12 protein-coding genes are annotated in these 16741 nt (G+C 64.6%); 9 read left to right on the forward strand and 3 right to left on the reverse strand.

What is annotated here, in order from left to right; translation table 11 throughout:
• Window positions 1–6: 6 nt before the first annotated feature.
• From AC1RBA_RS00565 to AC1RBA_RS00575, 3 genes are all read right to left on the reverse strand, one after another.
• The gene (locus AC1RBA_RS00565; RefSeq protein WP_492416002.1) at window positions 7–1143 is read right to left on the reverse strand and encodes an efflux RND transporter periplasmic adaptor subunit; all 1137 of its coding nucleotides are present in this window, start codon (window positions 1141–1143) and stop codon (window positions 7–9) included.
• Window positions 1140–3359: a serine O-acetyltransferase EpsC gene (gene epsC, locus AC1RBA_RS00570; protein ID WP_492416004.1), complete on the reverse strand. Its 2220-nt coding sequence runs from the start codon at window positions 3357–3359 to the stop codon at window positions 1140–1142. Before epsC ends, AC1RBA_RS00565 begins: the two co-directional genes overlap by 4 nt.
• A 463-nt stretch (window positions 3360–3822) precedes the next feature.
• Window positions 3823–4680, reverse strand: a complete 858-nt coding sequence (locus tag AC1RBA_RS00575; protein ID WP_230504756.1) for an MBL fold metallo-hydrolase — start codon at window positions 4678–4680, stop codon at window positions 3823–3825.
• A 178-nt stretch (window positions 4681–4858) separates the two neighbouring features.
• On the opposite strand from AC1RBA_RS00575, the gene AC1RBA_RS00580 reads away from it, so the two are divergent.
• The 9 genes from AC1RBA_RS00580 (at window position 4859) to AC1RBA_RS00620 (ending at window position 16718) form a co-directional block, all read left to right on the forward strand.
• Window positions 4859–5095 (forward strand): hypothetical protein, encoded by a 237-nt coding sequence (locus AC1RBA_RS00580; protein ID WP_070220955.1) that lies wholly within the window; start codon window positions 4859–4861, stop codon window positions 5093–5095.
• A gap of 122 nt (window positions 5096–5217) precedes the next feature.
• On the forward strand, window positions 5218–5466 hold the full coding sequence (locus AC1RBA_RS00585) for a hypothetical protein (protein WP_034751890.1): 249 nt from the start codon (window positions 5218–5220) through the stop codon (window positions 5464–5466).
• Between the two features lie 336 nt (window positions 5467–5802).
• Complete coding sequence (gene prpB / locus AC1RBA_RS00590) at window positions 5803–6690, forward strand: methylisocitrate lyase (protein WP_086136626.1); 888 nt, start codon at window positions 5803–5805, stop codon at window positions 6688–6690.
• Window positions 6691–6759: 69 nt separating this feature from the next.
• Window positions 6760–7914 (forward strand): bifunctional 2-methylcitrate synthase/citrate synthase, encoded by a 1155-nt coding sequence (prpC, locus tag AC1RBA_RS00595; RefSeq protein ID WP_070313487.1) that lies wholly within the window; start codon window positions 6760–6762, stop codon window positions 7912–7914.
• 23 nt (window positions 7915–7937) lie between these two features.
• Window positions 7938–10532 (forward strand): Fe/S-dependent 2-methylisocitrate dehydratase AcnD, encoded by a 2595-nt coding sequence (gene acnD, locus AC1RBA_RS00600; RefSeq protein WP_492417154.1) that lies wholly within the window; start codon window positions 7938–7940, stop codon window positions 10530–10532.
• Between the two features lie 120 nt (window positions 10533–10652).
• On the forward strand, window positions 10653–11852 hold the full coding sequence (prpF, locus tag AC1RBA_RS00605) for a 2-methylaconitate cis-trans isomerase PrpF (protein WP_409028396.1): 1200 nt from the start codon (window positions 10653–10655) through the stop codon (window positions 11850–11852).
• A gap of 144 nt (window positions 11853–11996) precedes the next feature.
• The gene (locus AC1RBA_RS00610) at window positions 11997–13532 is read left to right on the forward strand and encodes an MBOAT family O-acyltransferase (protein WP_492416007.1); all 1536 of its coding nucleotides are present in this window, start codon (window positions 11997–11999) and stop codon (window positions 13530–13532) included.
• 12 nt (window positions 13533–13544) lie between these two features.
• Window positions 13545–14771: a hypothetical protein gene (locus AC1RBA_RS00615; protein ID WP_492416009.1), complete on the forward strand. Its 1227-nt coding sequence runs from the start codon at window positions 13545–13547 to the stop codon at window positions 14769–14771.
• 60 nt (window positions 14772–14831) lie between these two features.
• Window positions 14832–16718 (forward strand): propionate--CoA ligase, encoded by a 1887-nt coding sequence (locus AC1RBA_RS00620; RefSeq protein ID WP_492416010.1) that lies wholly within the window; start codon window positions 14832–14834, stop codon window positions 16716–16718.
• Window positions 16719–16741 lie beyond the last annotated feature (23 nt).

Below are 16741 nucleotides of genomic sequence, written 5' to 3' on the forward strand. Positions count from 1 at the left end.
TGCTCCTTATGCGCCGCTGGCGCGGGGAGTCGCCACCAGGACCTGGTCGCCCGGGCGCACCTTGGCCGCGCCGGAGACGATGACCCGCTCCCGCGGTCCGAGGCCGGACAGCACGATCTGCTTGTCGCCCTGCAGGCCGCCCAGTTCCAGCTTGCGCGGCGCCACCTTGCCCGCCGCGTCCACGATGAACACCATCTTTTTGTTCTGGTCGCTGAGGATGGCGGCGTCGGGCACCAGCAGGCGCTCTTGCGCCGCGCCGACGGGAATGCGCACGCGCGCAAAGCTGCCCGGCATGACGGCGTGGTCGGCGTTGGCCAGGCTGGCGCGCAGGCGCACCGTGCCCGAGCGGACGCTGATCTCGTTGTCGATAAAATCGACGCTGGCTTCCTGGGCGGGGCCGCCGCCGTCGAGCGCCAGCTGCACCTTGGACGGCAGCCTGCTGTGCTGGCGCAGGCGCTGGAAATCCGCTTCCGACAGGTCGACCGTGGCGCGCACGGGGCTGTGCGCGACGATGGTGGTCAGCACGCCACTTTGCGCGGCGCCGCCGGCCACGTAGTTGCCGACGTCGACGCGGCGGTCCGACACCGTGCCGGCGATGGGCGCGCGCATGGTGGTGAAGGACAGTTCCAGTTCGGCGCTGCGCAATTCCGCCTGGCTCAGCATGACGGCCGCCTGCGCGCCTTCCAGCTCGCCGCGCGCCCTTTCCAGCTCCTCGGTGCTGGCCGCGCCCGTCTGCTGCAGCCGGCTGCTGCGTTCGAACTGGGCCGTGGCCAGCTTGCTGCGCGCATGGGCCTGGGCCAGGCTGGCCCGGGCGCGGTCGCGCGCCGCCGCGAAGGGGCGCGGGTCGATGACGAACAGCGCATCGCCGGCCTTGACCTGCTGGCCATCGCGAAACGCGATTTGCTGCAAGTAGCCCGATACGCGCGAGCGCACTTCCACGCGCTGCGACGGTTCGATGCGGCCCGTGTAGTCGAGGCTTGCCTGCACCATCGACGATTCGGGCAGGGCCACGGACACGGTGGGCTTGGGCGGCAGGCCGCCAGGCGCGGCCTGGGAACGGCCGCAGCCGGATAAAGTGGCGCTGCAGGCCAGGGCCAGCAGCAGTGGGAAGGGCAGGGACGGGATCGGACGGGGGCGCATCATGCGGGGTCTCCAGAAGACGTAGGGGGCTTGGCCAGGGCGCGGCCGAGCGCGAAAATGGCCAGCGCGGCGAGTATCAGCGCGCTGGCGACGGCAAAGGTGGCGTGCATGCCACGGATCATGGCGGCAGGCCGGGCGCCAGCGATATCGCCAGCGCCGGCGGCGAAGACGGCGCCCATCACGGAGGCGCCCGTGACGAGGCCCAGATTGCGCGACAGATTGAGCATGCCGGAGATGAGGCCGCGCTGGTCGGCAGCGATGTCGCCCATCACGGCGGTATTGTTGGCCGCCTGGAACAGCGCATAGCTGGCCGTGAGCAGCATGATCGGTGCGACGTAGCCGGGGATGCCCAGGCTGGCCGGCAGCAGGGACAGCGCCAGGCAGGCGGCGGCCGCGCCGCACAGGCCCGCGCCGCCCATGCGCTGCGCGCCGTAGCGGTCCACCAGCCAGCCGGACGGCACGCCGCAGAACGCCGCCACCAGCGGCCCGGCCGCCAGCACCATGCCGGTGACGGCCGTGCCCAGGCCCAAGCCGCGCGCCAGGTAGAAGGGACCGACCACCAGGGTCGACATCATGACCGTCGACACCAGCATGCTGGTCGCCAGGCCCGCGCTGAGCACGGGCGCGCGCAGCATGGCCAGGCGTATCAGCGGCGCCGGCGCCTTCAGTTCGACGCGGACGAACAGGGCGCCGCCCACGCAGGCGGCCAGCAGCAGGGCTGCGTTGCGCATGCCGAAATGGCCGCGCCCCAGGGTCATGGCCAGCGCGTACGCGGCCAGGGTCAGCGCCAGCAGCAAGGTGCCGCGGTGGTCGAACACGGGCCGCCTGGCGTGCGCGCCGCCCCGGTCAGCCGGCAGGTAACGCCAGGCCAGCAGCAGCGCCACGCCGGCCAGCGGCACGTTGACGAGAAAGATGGATTGCCAGCCGAAGCGGGCGATCAGCAGGCCCCCCAGCGCGGGGCCGAGCGTGGTGCCGACGGCCGACATGGTACCGAGCAGGCCCATGGCGCTGCCCGTCCTGGCCTTGGGCACGGTGCTGCCGACAAAGGCCATGGTCAGCGCCATCATGACGGACGCGCCCAGGCCCTGCAGGGCGCGCGCGGCGACCAGCAGCCACAGGGTGGGCGCCAGGGCGCACAGGATGGAGGCGGCGGCGAACAGGGCGATGCCGGCCAGCAGCAGGCGGCGCCGGCCGATCATGTCGCCGAGGCGGCCCACGCTGACGATCAGCGCGGTGATGGCCAGCAGGTAGGCCAGCACGATCCATTGCACGTCCTGGAACGGCGCATGCAGGGCCCTGGCCATGTCGGGCAGGGCCACGTTGGCGATGCTGGTGCCCAGCGCGGGCAGCAGCATTGACAGGGACAGGCTGGCAAGCGCGCCGCGCACGGGCATCGTGGCGGTGCCGGCCGGGGTGGTCTGCTGGCTTGGAGGTAGGGGTTTTGACGGCGAATTCATAAGGTGGCTTGTCCATCCAATAAGAGTCATTCCATGGTAGCGAGGGATTTGGCATGGCGGAAGACGCATCATTTGCACTATATTGTTGCGTTTGACGCCATGTCTGGTGCGTGGGCGCCGCTGCAGCATCTGGCCCATCTCGAAGGCGGGCGGGCTGTCGGCCAGGTGGCAGCGGACGATGCGCCCGGGAATGCCGGCCACCGTGCAATGGGCGGGCACGTCCTGCAGGACCACGCTGCCGGCTGCCGCCTTGCTCATGGTGCCGATTTCGATGTTGCCGAGGATATTGGCGCCCGCGCCCAGCATCACGCCCGAGCGTATCTTCGGATGGCGGTCGCCATGCTCCTTGCCGGTGCCGCCCAGGGTGACGTTCTGCAGGATGGAAACGTTGTCGTCGACTGCGGCCGTTTCGCCGATGACGATGCCGCTGCCCTGATCGAGCATGATGCCCGCGCCGATGCGCGCGGCCGGATGGATGTCGATGCCGAAGACGCCGGCCGCATGGCTGGACAGGGCAAAGGCGGCCTCGCTGCGGCCCGCCGTCCACAGATGGTGCGCCATGCGGCAGGTTTGCAGCGCGTGAAAACCCTTCAGGTTCAGCCGCGCGTGCAGGCTGTCGGGGCAGGCGGGATCGCGCTGCGCGATGGCCGCAAGGTCGGCCGTGATGCTGGCCAGGATGGGCGGCTGCGTGCTTGGATTGTCCTCGAACAGGGGCCGCAGCACGGCCGGGCGCATATCGCGCGCGCCCAGGCGCTGTGCCAAGATGGCGGCAGCCCGGCGGGGCTGTCGCGCGGCAGTATCAGCTTGGCGAGCTGCTGCGCCATGCCGCGCACCTGCGTCCACACGCCGGGAATGTCGTCGGACTGGCTGGCTGCGGCGGCATCGATGCGGCGCAAGGGCGGCGCAGGCGGCAGGGGGCTGGCATAGGTCAAGTAAGTCATCGTGGTGCCTGTCCAGGCAAAGGAAGGGGGAAAGTGGAGTGCATGGCAACAGGGCCGGCGCCGGCTGGCAAGTGCCCGGGCTCCCGGAAGGCAGGGCCAGGCGATTGCGGATACACGATAAGCCGCCACGAAGGACGAAGCAAATCGTAAATACTGAGCGCGCGGCTCACGATTCCTGATGCTTGGGGAGGCAGGGGCGCATGCCGCGCTGGCGCGCGGGCAGGCGGCGCCAGGGGGAGGTGCGATGAGGCGGGAAGGAGGGGGCGGAGCGTGGCCCCGCGAAATTACAGCGCGTTGAGCGGAATCTTCAGGTAGCGCACGCCATTGTCTTCCGGCTCGGGCAGCTTGCCTGCGTTGATATTGACCTGGATGGCAGGCAGGATCAGGGTCGGCATGTCGAGGGTGGCGTCGCGGCCCGTGCGCATGGCCACGAATTGCTCTTCCGTGATGCCGTCGCGCAAGTGGATATTGCTGGCGCGCTGTTCGGCCACCGTCACTTCCCAGCGCGCCTCGCGGCCGTTGGGCGGGTAATCGTGGCACATGAACAGCCGCGTCTGCGGCGGCAGGGCCAGCAAGCGCTGCACGGAGCGGTACAGCAGGGTAGCGGAACCGCCGGGGAAGTCGCAGCGGGCCGAGCCTACGTCCGGCATGAACAAGGTGTCGCCCACGAAAACGGCGTCGCCGATCTGGTACGCCAAGTCGGCCGGCGTGTGGCCGGGCACGTGCAGGGCGCGTACTTCCAGTTTGCCGATATGAAACACCTGGTCTGGCGCGAACAGCTGGTCGAACTGCGAACCGTCGGCTTTGGCGCCGTCCTGGTGATAGACGGCCGCGAAGGCCTGCTGCACCGTCTGGATGGCGGCGCCGATGGCCACGTCGCCGCCCAGCTGCTGCTGCAGGTAGGGCGCGGCGGAAAGATGATCGGCGTGCGCGTGGGTTTCCAGCAGCCAGCGGCACTGCAAGCCGTGTTCGCGCACGAAGGCGATTACCTTGTCGGCCGAGGCGGTGGAGGTGCGGCCCGCCTTCGGGTCGTAGTCGAGCACGGAATCGATGATGGCGCAGTCCCGTCCATCCGCTTCGTAGACAACGTAGGTGACGGTGGCGGTGGTCGGGTCGAAGAAGGCTTGGATTTGTGGAGTCATCGCGGCGGCAAGGGACGGGCAAGGGAATGGCATTATATCGCCAGAGTTCGCTAAAAAAATGCTGCAAATTGACATTTGACATGCGGAAAACAGATAAGCAGGCATGCATGCCTCCGTCGCAGCCGTGCGCACGCTCGCGCTTGCAGCATGGTAACCTCATTCTTCCAAGGAGGAATTCATGAACGATATCACTGCACGCAGCGAACAGTACCGCGGTTTTACGATTTCCGTGACCCCGCAAAAGGATAACGACGATTTATGGGATTTTACCTACCGCCTGCAGCGCGACGGTGAGCCGGAAGCGCAGGCGATCACGCGCAGCCGTACCCTGGGCGGCTACGCGGCGCCCGAGACCGCCTGCACGGCGGGCCTGGAAGTGGCCAGGACGGAAGTGGATAATCTGCTGCGTCCTTGAGCCAGCGTAAATCGTTTAGCCTGAAAGTCGGCCTGACCGCGCGCCGGCGCGTGAAACACGTCGCTAGCGGTCACGCTTCATGCTACGATTTCCAGTATTGAGTCAGTCAAAGGAGGCACCCCATGAATAGCAGTTCTAAAATTCACTATAAAGGCTGGGAAATCGTTCCCCTGGCCGTGCCCACCACCGATGGCAAATGGTCGGCCAGCTGCGACATCGAACGCGCCACGGCGGAAGGCCTGGAGGTGTTCGAAGGCTCGACCATGCAATTCGTGCGCGACGACGAGGAGGGCGCCATTGCCGCCGCCTGCGAAGAAGCCGTGCGCCAGATCGACAACATCATCGCCAATCCGCTGGTGCGGCTGGCCTAGTCCTTGAATTTCCGGCAAATCTGCAGCCGGCGCCCGCCGGCTGTTTTTTTATGCGCGTCGCCGGTGGCAGTCTCATATGTTTCATATTTCATGTTTCAATGTTTCAAATGGAATGATTGAAACATATTTGAAACATCATTGGCCTGAATCGTGACATCGCTGTTCCCTGGCGTGACAACGCGTGCAGCGCCGATACGTGGCCATTTCCCTGGTTTTCACTGTGCCGTGGCGCATTTTCCGCGCGAGCGCATGGTGCTGGCACGGCATTTGCAATACCAATGCTCATAGCCACTCCATGAAACATTCGGGACCATCCGAAACCCATAAGGTGAACACATGACTCAATACTCAGCAGGTGCCGCATTCCGCAAGGCCGTCCAGGAAGAATCCCCGTTGCAAGTCGTCGGCGCCATCAACGCCAACCACGCCTTGCTGGCCAAGCGCGCCGGCTATAAGGCCATCTACCTGTCCGGCGGCGGCGTCGCGGCCGGCTCGCTGGGCTTGCCAGACCTGGGCATTTCCAGCCTGGACGACGTGCTGACCGACATCCGCCGCATCACCGACGTATGCGACCTGCCGCTGCTGGTCGACGCGGACACGGGCTTCGGTTCCTCCGCCTTCAACGTGGCGCGCACGGTGAAATCGATGATCAAGTTCGGCGCGGCCGGCCTGCACATCGAAGACCAGGTGGGCGCCAAGCGCTGCGGCCACCGTCCGGGCAAGGAAATCGTCAGCAAGGAAGAGATGGTCGACCGCATCAAGGCGGCCGTCGATGCGCGCACGGACCCGAATTTCGTCATCATGGCGCGCACCGATGCGCTGGCCGTCGATGGCTTGGAAGCGGCACTGGAACGCGCCGTCGCCTGCGTCGAAGCGGGCGCCGACATGATCTTCCCGGAAGCCATCACGGACCTGGACATGTACGCCACGTTTGCCAAGGCCGTCAACGTGCCGATCCTGGCCAACATCACGGAATTCGGTGCCACGCCGCTGTTCACGCTGGACGAACTGCGCAGCGCCCACGTGGGCCTGGCCCTGTACCCGCTGTCCGCCTTCCGCGCCATGAACAAGGCGGCGGAAAACGTCTACCAGGCGCTGCGCCGCGACGGTACGCAAAAGAATGTCGTCGACACCATGCAGACGCGCATGGAGCTGTATGAATCGATCAACTATCATGATTTCGAGCAAAAACTCGACGCGCTGTTCGCCGCGCAAAAGAAATAAGTAAAGAAACAGGGACCGCATGCCGGTCCCGCAGTGACGCACCCGAGACTATTCAATCTGGAGAATACAATGACCGCACCGCAAGCCGCCACTTTCAAGCCTAAAAAATCCGTCGCCCTGTCCGGCGTCACCGCCGGCAACACGGCGCTGTGCTCGGTCGGCAAGACCGGCAACGATTTGCACTACCGCGGCTACGACATCCTGGACGTGGCCGACAGCTGCGAATTCGAGGAAATCGCCTACCTGCTGGTGCACGGCAAGCTGCCGACTTCCGCCGAACTGAAAGGCTACAAGGCCAAACTGAAATCCTTGCGCGGCTTGCCATCGGCAGTGAAAGCGGCGCTGGAAGCGCTGCCCGCCGCCGCCCACCCGATGGACGTGATGCGCACGGGCGTGTCCGTGCTCGGCTGCACCCTGCCGGAAAAAGACGACCATAACGCACCGGGCGCGCGCGACATCGCCGACCGCCTGATGGCGTCGTTCGGCTCCATGCTGCTGTACTGGTACCACTACAGCCATAACGGCAAGCGCATCGAAGTGGAAACGGACGACGACTCGATCGGCGGCCACTTCCTGCACTTGCTGCACGGCGAAAAACCGTCGGCGTCGTGGGAAAAAGCCATGCACACGTCGCTGATCCTGTATGCGGAACACGAATTCAACGCGTCGACCTTCACCAGCCGCGTCATCGCCGGCACGGGTTCGGACATCCATTCGGCCATCACGGGCGCCATCGGCGCGCTGCGCGGCCCGAAACACGGCGGCGCCAACGAAGTGGCGCTGGACATCCAGAAGCGCTACGACAATGCCGACGAAGCGGAAGCGGATATCCGCGAACGCGTCGCCAACAAGGAAGTGGTGATCGGCTTCGGCCACCCCGTCTACACGATTTCGGACCCGCGCAATAAAGTCATCAAGGAAGTGGCGCGTTCGCTGTCGCAGGAAGCGGGATCGACCAAGATGTTCGACATCGCCGAGCGCCTGGAATCGGTCATGTGGGAAATCAAGAACATGTTCCCGAACCTGGACTGGTTCTCGGCCGTGTCCTACCACATGATGGGCGTGCCGACGGCGATGTTCACGCCTCTGTTCGTCATCTCGCGCACCTCGGGCTGGGCTGCCCACATCATCGAACAGCGCATCGACAACAAGATCATCCGCCCGAGCGCCAACTACGTCGGCCCGGAAGACCTGGAATTCGTGCCAATCAAGGACCGTAAATAATGAGCACCGCAATGAGTACCCCCATGAATACCCTGTACCGCAAACCCTTGCCGGGAACAGGGCTGGACTACTTCGACACGCGCGCCGCCGTCGATGCGATCGCCCCAGGCGCCTATGCCACCTTGCCCTACACCTCGCGCGTGCTGGCCGAAAACCTCGTGCGCCGCTGCGACCCGGCCACCCTGAACGCCTCGCTGAGCCAGTTCATCGAACGCCGCCGCGACCTCGATTTTCCGTGGTTTCCCGCCCGCGTCGTCTGCCATGACATCCTGGGCCAGACGGCCCTGGTCGACCTGGCCGGCCTGCGCGACGCCATCGCGGCCCAGGGCGGCGACCCGGCCCTGGTCAATCCGGTGGTTCCCACGCAGCTGGTAGTGGACCATTCGCTGGCCGTCGAATGCGGCGGTTTCGACCCCGACGCCTTCGCCAAGAACCGCGCCATCGAAGACCGCCGCAACGAAGACCGTTTCGACTTCATCGACTGGACCAAGAAAGCGTTTAAAAACGTCGACGTGATCCCGCCCGGTAACGGTATCCTGCACCAGATTAACCTCGAGCGCATGTCGCCCGTGATCCAGGTGCAAAATGGCGTGGCCTATCCCGACACCCTGGTGGGCACGGATTCGCATACACCGATGGTCGATGCGCTGGGCGTGATCGCCATCGGCGTGGGCGGCCTGGAAGCGGAAAGCGTGATGCTGGGCCGCGCCTCGTGGATGCGACTGCCCGATATCATCGGCGTCAAGCTGACGGGTAAACCACAGCCGGGCATCACGGCGACCGACACCGTGCTGGCGCTGACGGAATTTTTGCGCAAGCAGAAGGTCGTCTCGTCCTACCTGGAATTCTTCGGCGAAGGCGCATCGCACCTGACCCTGGGCGACCGCGCCACGATTTCCAACATGGCGCCGGAATTCGGCGCCACGGCCGCCATGTTCTACATTGACGCGCAAACCATCAAGTACCTGAAGCTGACGGGCCGCGACGACGAACTGGTGAAACTGGTGGAGCTGTACGCCAAGGAGACGGGCCTGTGGGCAGACAGCCTGGTGGACGCGCAGTACGAGCGCGTCTTGAGCTTCGACCTGTCGTCCGTCGTGCGCAATATCGCCGGGCCGTCGAATCCGCACAACCGCGTGCCGACGTCGGAACTGGCCGCGCGCGGGATTTCCGGCGTGGTGGAAAACGAGCCGGGCAAGATGCCGGACGGCGCCGTGATCATCGCCGCCATCACCAGCTGCACCAATACGAACAACCCGCGCAACATGATCGCGGCCGGCCTGATCGCGCGCAATGCGAACCGCCTGGGCCTGACGCGCAAGCCGTGGGTCAAATCGTCGCTGGCGCCCGGCTCGAAAACCGTGGAACTGTACCTGCAGGAAGCGGGCCTGATGCCGGAACTCGAAGCATTGGGCTTTGGCGTCGTGGCTTTCGCCTGCACCTCGTGCAACGGCATGTCGGGCGCGCTCGACCCCGTGATCCAGGAAGAAGTGGTATCGCGCGACCTGTACGCCACGGCCGTCCTGTCGGGCAACCGCAACTTCGACGGCCGCATCCACCCGTACGCGAAGCAGGCTTTCCTCGCCTCGCCGCCGCTGGTGGTGGCCTACGCGATCGCCGGTACCATCCGCTTCGATATCGAGAAGGATGTGCTGGGCCATGACGCCGATGGCAAGCCGATTCTGCTCAAGGATATCTGGCCGTCGGACGAGGAAATCGACGCCATCGTCGCGTCCAGCGTCAAGCCGGAGCAGTTCCGCAAGGTGTATATCCCCATGTTCGCCGCGCAGGCGGATGACGGCATCAAGGTCAGCCCGCTGTACGACTGGCGTCCGCAGACGACGTATATCCGCCGTCCGCCGTACTGGGAAGGCGCGCTGGCAGGCGCGCGCCCCTTGAAAGGCATGCGTCCGCTGGCCGTCCTGGGCGACAACATCACGACGGATCACTTGTCGCCATCGAACGCCATCATGCTCGACAGCGCGGCCGGCGAATACCTGGCGAAGATGGGTTTGCCCGAGGAAGACTTCAATTCCTACGCCACGCACCGGGGCGACCATTTGACGGCGCAGCGCGCCACGTTCGCCAATCCGACCTTGAAGAACGAGATGGTCATCGAGGACGGCAAAGTGAAGGCCGGTTCGCTCACGCGCATCGAGCCGGAAGGAAAAATCTCGCGCATGTGGGAAGCCATCGAGGTGTACCTGGAGCGCAAGCAACCCCTGATCATCATCGCCGGCGCCGACTATGGCCAGGGTTCCTCGCGCGACTGGGCCGCCAAGGGCGTGCGCCTGGCGGGCGTGGAAGCCATCGTGGCCGAAGGTTTTGAACGCATCCACCGCACCAACCTGGTGGGCATGGGCGTGCTGCCGCTGGAATTCCTGCCTGGCGTGAACCGCAAGACCCTGGGCCTGGACGGCAGCGAAACCTACGACGTCGTGGGCGAGCGCACGCCGCGCTCCACCTTGACCCTCGTCATCCACCGCAAGAACGGCGACAAGGTCGAAGTGCCCGTCACCTGCCGCCTCGATACGGCGGAAGAGGTGTCGATCTACGAGGCGGGCGGCGTTCTTCAACGATTCGCGCAGGATTTCCTCGAATCTTCGAAAGCCGCGTAACGGTAGGTCGGACTAGCGCTTGCGCGTAATCCGACCTTATCTGCCGAAACGCGCCAACAATGTGTCGGATTACGCGTGGCTAAGCCACGCTAATCCGACCTACCTCTTCCAGGAAAATTCATGACCCACGTACCCCAAATCAAGATCCCCGCCACCTATATGCGCGGCGGCACCAGCAAGGGCGTGTTCTTCCGTCTGCAGGATTTGCCCGCCAGCGCGCAAGTGCCGGGCGCGGCGCGCGACGCCTTGCTGCTGCGCGTGATCGGCAGTCCCGACCCTTACGGCAAGCAGATCGACGGCATGGGCGGCGCCACGTCGAGCACCAGCAAGACGGTGATTCTGGCGAAAAGTACGCAGCCGGAGCACGACGTCGACTACCTGTTCGGCCAGGTCTCGATCGACAAGCCTTTTGTCGACTGGAGCGGCAACTGCGGCAACCTGTCGGCCGCCGTCGGCTCGTTCGCCATCGCCAGCGGCCTGGTGGACGCCGCCCGCGTGCCTGCCGACGGCATCGCCACGGTGCGCATCTGGCAAGCCAATATCGGCAAGACCATCATCGCCCACGTGCCCATGACGCAGGGCGAAGTCCAGGAAACGGGCGACTTCGAACTCGATGGCGTGACCTTCCCGGCCGCCGAAGTGAAGCTGGAATTTCTCGATCCGGCCGCGGACGAGGAGGGCGGCGATGGTGGCAGCTCGGCCATGTTCCCTACCGGCAATCTCGTCGATGACCTCGACGTGCCCGGCATCGGCGTGTTGAAAGTCACGATGATCAACGCGGGCATCCCGACGATTTTCGTCGATGCGGACGCCATCGGCTACACGGGCACGGAACTGCAGGACGCCGTCAATGGCGATCCGGCCGCGCTGGCCCGCTTCGAGACCATCCGCGCGCATGGCGCGCTGCGCATGGGTTTGATTTCCCATCTCGATGAAGCGGCGAAGCGCCAGCACACGCCGAAGGTGGCCTTTGTCGCCAAACCGGCCGGCTATGTGTCGTCGAGCGGAAAAAAGGTGGAGGCGGGCGACATCGACCTGCTCGTGCGCGCTCTGTCCATGGGCAAGCTGCACCACGCCATGATGGGCACGGCGGCAGTTGCCATCGGCACGGCGGCGGCTATTCCCGGCACCCTGGTGAACCTGGCAGCGGGCGGCGGACCCCGCAACTCGGTGCGCTTCGGCCACCCGTCGGGCACCCTGACGGTGGGCGCGCAAGCGCAGCAGGTCGATGGCCAATGGCGCGTCACCAAGGCCATCATGAGCCGCAGCGCGCGCGTGCTGATGGAAGGCAGCGTGCGCATTCCCGGCGACGCGTTTTAAGGCCAGGTAGGCCGATGCGCAGGCAGATCAGTTGATATTTCTGCTAGCAAAGAAACTGAGCGACAAGGAAAATGGGGGAGCGTCAGCCGCGATGCGTGCAGCGCAGACGCTGGCGACCTCCCATACTTCCCGACGGGTGAACTGATGTTATTTAACTCTTACGTCTTCCTGTTCGCGTATCTGCCCATCACAGTGGCCGGTTTTTTCATCCTGGGACGGCGCAGCGAATTATGGGCTGCCGCCTGGCTGGCGTCGTCGTCGCTGTTCTTCTACGCGTACTGGGATTACCGCTACCTGCCGCTGTTGCTGGGCTCCGTCGTCTTTAACTATGGCTGCGCGGCCTGGCTGGCGACCAGCCCCCGGCCGCGCAAGAAATGGATACTGGCTGCCGCCATTGCCGCCAACCTCGGCTTGCTTGCTTACTATAAATACGCGGGATTTTTCGTTGCCAGTCTGGCGCAATTGCTGGCGCAGCCAATTCCCGCTTTGCACGTGATTCTGCCGGTCGGCATCTCGTTTTTCACGTTTACGCAGATCGCCTTCCTGGTCGACACCTGCAAGGGCAAGGCGCAGGAAAGCCGCTTCGTCCACTATCTGCTGTTCGTCACGTATTTCCCGCATCTGATTGCCGGTCCTGTCTTGCATCACAAGGAAATGATGCCGCAATTCGCCGACCGGCGTACCTTCCGCCTGTCGGCCAGCAATATCGCCATCGGCAGCACGATTTTTTTCATCGGCCTGGCCAAGAAGGTGCTGATTGCCGACAATATCGGCGCCTATTCGGCGCCCTTGTTCAGTGATCCCGCCGCGCCATCCTTGCTGATCGCCTGGGCTGGCGTGCTCGCGTATGCCTTCCAGCTGTACTTCGATTTCTCCGGCTATTCCGACATGGCCATCGGCTTGTCGAGATTATTTGGCGTGCGGCTGCCGCTGAATTTTGCTTCGCCCTATAAAGCGCGCAATGTCGCGCAATTCTGGCGCCGCTGGCACATGACCCTGTCGCGCTTCCTGCGCGACTACCTGTATATCCCGCTGGGCGGCAACCGCTGTGGGCCCGTGCGGCGCTACCTGAACCTGATGATCACCATGGTGCTGGGCGGCCTGTGGCATGGCGCCGGCTGGAATTTCATCGTCTGGGGCGCGCTGCATGGCGCTTACCTGGCGATCCACAAGGCCTGGAGCACGGTGACGCGCAAGCTGCACCTGCCGTCCGATACGCGCGTTGGCAACATCCTGGCGACGGTCCTCACTTTCATTGCCGTCTGCGTCGCCTGGGTCTTCTTTCGCGCACCCGACATGGCAACCGCCCTGACAATCATCCAAGGCATGGCGGGCGGCTTTGGCCTGGATTTGCCAGATGCGCTGGCTCCCCATTTGCTGCCGCTTCAGTCTGTGCTGGCCGCCATGGGCATGGGCTATTACCTGGGCGGCGGCACGGTGTTCATTGAAAGCTGGACGTGGATAGCGGTGGCAGCGCTGATTACTTTTTCCATGCCGAATACGCAGCAGATCATGCGCCACTTTGATCCGGCGCTGGATTTTCCTGCCGGTGGGCGACACCTGCGCGCCTGGCTCACCTGGCGCGCCTCGCCTGCGTGGGCGGCCGCCATCGCCGTGCTCGCGCTGGCGAGCATGCTGGCCCTGAACCGGCCCGCTGAATTCCTGTATTTTCAATTCTAGAGAGGGCGCATCATGACGGCATCCCCTTTCAAATCCTATCTGGCCGTACTGGCGCTGGTGCTGGCGGGGGGCGCCGTGCTGGTGGGCGCCTTCGTTTTCGTTGTCGACCCTTATGGCCTGTATGGCGTCGTCCGGCGCGATAATTTCAATGCCGTCAAGCCGGGCCTGAGCCGCTACCAGAACCAGATCAAGCAGGAACATGCGCTGCGCAGGCAGCCGCGCTTCATCATCCTCGGCAATTCGCGCGCGGAGATCGGCTTCGATCCGCGCGCCAGCGCCTTGTCGGCGCTGGGCGCCGGCTACAATCTGGCGATTCCGGGCACGGGCCTGGCGACATCCGCCAGCCAGTTTGCGCAACTGCGCCAGGCCGGCGTCAAGCCGCGCACGGTCATCGTGGGCATGGAATTCATCGATTTTCTCAATCCCGCCGTCGCACCGTCCGCACGTCCGGCGCCAGCGGCCGCCGCGCCGGCGCATGGCCGCGCGTTCTGGCGCTTCGATGCGCTCTTTTCGCTGGCCTCCGTCAAGGATGCCGTGCACACGCTGCGCATTCAGCACGACGATGAGGCGGCCACCTTGTCGGCCGATGGCTTCAATCCCTTGCTGGAGTACGGCGCCCATGCGCGCCGGGATGGCTACCACAAGATGTTCACGCAGCGGGCGCAGGAAAGCGCCGCCAGCTTGCGCCGCAAATCGACGCGGAGCCTTGCCACCGAAGACTTTCGATTGCTGCGCACCTTTTTGCTGGCGATGGCGGCCACCGAGGCCGATATCAAGCTGGTGATCTATCCGTATCACGCGCAAATGCTGGCCATGTTCGAGGCTGCCGGGCTGTGGCCCCTGTTCGAAGTATGGAAAGCACAGCTGGTGCGGGAAATTGGCGCGGTCAAGGCGCGCTACCCGCACGCGCATATTTCCCTCACTGATTTCAGCGGCTATGGCGCATACAACTGCGAGCCGATACCCGCCGCCAATGAGCGCGGCACGGCCACGCGCTGGTACTGGGAGGCCGGACATTTCAAGAAGGCGCTGGGCGATATCGTGCTGCAGCGCGTGATGTCGCCGCAGGATCATGCGCCTGGCGATGGGCAGTTTGGCATGCCGCTCGATGACGCCAGCCTCGAGGAAAACCGCGCGCGGATCGCGCAGGAACGCAACAGTTGCGCGGCGGCGCAGCCGGCATTGTTTTCAAGGCAGCTGCTCGCCACACAGCATAGCCACACTGGAGGAAGCAGATGAACAGATAAGCAGAACATGCACGAACAAAAAAACACAGATTGCACGCCTACCGGAGGAGACATGAATTTCGCAGCATTTTATCAACGCTCGATCGACACGCCTGACGTTTTCTGGCGCGAGGAAGCCGACAAGATCGACTGGCATACCCCGTTTTCGCAGGTCCTCGATTATTCCCGCCCGCCTTTCGCCAAATGGTTCGTCGGCGGCACTACGAATTTGTGCCACAACGCCGTCGACCGCTGGGTGGACAGCCAGGGCGATGCCGCCGCGCTGATCGCCATTTCCACCGAAACGAACACGGAACGCAGCTACAGCTTTAGCGAGCTGCAGCGCGAAGTGGAGCGCTGCGCCGCCATTTTGCTGTCGCTGGGCGTGGTCAAGGGCGACCGGGTATTGATCTACATGCCGATGATCGCCGAAGCGGCGTTTGCCATGCTCGCATGCGCCCGCATCGGCGCCGTGCATTCCGTGGTGTTCGGCGGCTTTGCCGCCAACAGCCTGGCCAGCCGCATCGACGATGCGCAGCCCAAGATGGTATTTTCCGCCGATGCCGGTTCGCGCAATGGCAAGGCGATTGCCTACAAGCCGCTGCTCGACGAAGCCATCCGCATCGCCGCGCACAAGCCGCAGCACGTGCTGCTGGTCGACCGCCAACTGGTGCCGATGGAACGGACGCCTGGCCGCGACGTCGATTACGCGGCCCTGCGCGAACAGCACCTGGACGCGCAGGTGCCCGTCGCCTGGCTCGAATCGAACGAGCCGTCGTACGTGCTGTACACCTCGGGCACGACGGGCAAACCGAAGGGCGTGCAGCGCGACGTGGGCGGCTATGCGGTGGCGCTGGCGTCGTCGATGCAGTACAACTTCTGCGGCAAGCCCGGCGAAACCTTCTTTGCCACCTCGGATATCGGCTGGGTGGTGGGACACTCCTACATCGTCTACGGCCCGCTGATCGCCGGCATGGCCACCATCCTGTACGAGGGCTTGCCCATCTGTCCCGATGCGGGCATCTGGTGGAGCATCGTTGAAAAATACAAGGTCACGCGCATGTTCTCTGCGCCGACGGCCATCCGCGTGCTGCGCAAGCACCCGGTGGAACTGATGCGCAAATACGATTTGTCTTCCCTGAAGGCCCTGTACCTGGCGGGCGAGCCGCTCGATGAAACCACCTCGCAGTGGATCGCCGACGAACTGAAGGTGGACATCATCGACAACTACTGGCAGACGGAGACGGGCTGGCCCATTCTCTCGGTGGCCAAGGGCATTGCCGACATGCCGACGCGCCTGGGCAGCCCCGGCCAGGCCATGTACGGCTACCGCGTCAAGCTGCTCAACGAGGCGACGGGCGAGGAGTGCGGCGCCAACGAGAAGGGCGTGCTGGTGCTGGAAGGCCCGCTGCCGCCCGGCTGCATGCAGACGGTCTACGGCGACGACTCTCGTTTCGTCGACACCTACTGGTCCACCTTCAGCGGACGGCAAGTGTATTCGACCTTCGACTGGGGCGTGCGCGACGCGGACGGCTATTATTTTATTCTGGGCCGCACGGACGACGTGATCAACGTGGCCGGCCACCGCCTGGGCACGCGCGAAATCGAGGAAAGCATCACCAGCCATCCGAACGTGTCGGAAGTGGCCGTGGTGGGCGTGGAAGACAAGCTCAAAGGCCAGGTGGCGATGGCTTTCGTGATCCTCAAGGACCCGCGGGGTTTCGACAGCGTCGAGGCGAAAACGGCGCTGGAACGCGAAGTGATGGCCGTGGTCGACCGCCAGCTGGGCGCCGTGGCGCGGCCCGCGCGCGTGCTGTTCGTGGTGCAGCTGCCGAAGACGCGCTCGGGCAAGCTGCTGCGCCGTTCGATCCAGGCCATCTGCGAAGGGCGCAGCCCGGGCGACCTGACGTCGATGGATGACCCGGCATCGCTGCAGCAGATCCAGGCAGCGCTGGCTTAAGCGCCATGATGATAATGAAGTTT

It is taken from the genome of Janthinobacterium sp. GW823-FHT03B06 (assembly GCF_058796955.1).

Excerpts from the sequence above, each read along its gene's own strand:
- AC1RBA_RS00565 (WP_492416002.1), bottom strand. The coding sequence starts at position 1,143 with ATGATGCGCCCCCGTCCGATCCCGTCCCTGCCCTTCCCACTGCTGCTG.
- AC1RBA_RS00575 (WP_230504756.1), bottom strand. The coding sequence starts at position 4,680 with ATGACTCCACAAATCCAAGCCTTCTTCGACCCGACCACCGCCACCGTC.
- AC1RBA_RS00580 (WP_070220955.1), top strand. The coding sequence starts at position 4,859 with ATGAACGATATCACTGCACGCAGCGAACAGTACCGCGGTTTTACGATT.
- AC1RBA_RS00585 (WP_034751890.1), top strand. The coding sequence starts at position 5,218 with ATGAATAGCAGTTCTAAAATTCACTATAAAGGCTGGGAAATCGTTCCC.
- prpB (WP_086136626.1), top strand. The coding sequence starts at position 5,803 with ATGACTCAATACTCAGCAGGTGCCGCATTCCGCAAGGCCGTCCAGGAA.
- prpC (WP_070313487.1), top strand. The coding sequence starts at position 6,760 with ATGACCGCACCGCAAGCCGCCACTTTCAAGCCTAAAAAATCCGTCGCC.
- acnD (WP_492417154.1), top strand. The coding sequence starts at position 7,938 with ATGAATACCCTGTACCGCAAACCCTTGCCGGGAACAGGGCTGGACTAC.
- prpF (WP_409028396.1), top strand. The coding sequence starts at position 10,653 with ATGACCCACGTACCCCAAATCAAGATCCCCGCCACCTATATGCGCGGC.
- AC1RBA_RS00610 (WP_492416007.1), top strand. The coding sequence starts at position 11,997 with ATGTTATTTAACTCTTACGTCTTCCTGTTCGCGTATCTGCCCATCACA.
- AC1RBA_RS00615 (WP_492416009.1), top strand. The coding sequence starts at position 13,545 with ATGACGGCATCCCCTTTCAAATCCTATCTGGCCGTACTGGCGCTGGTG.
- AC1RBA_RS00620 (WP_492416010.1), top strand. The coding sequence starts at position 14,832 with ATGAATTTCGCAGCATTTTATCAACGCTCGATCGACACGCCTGACGTT.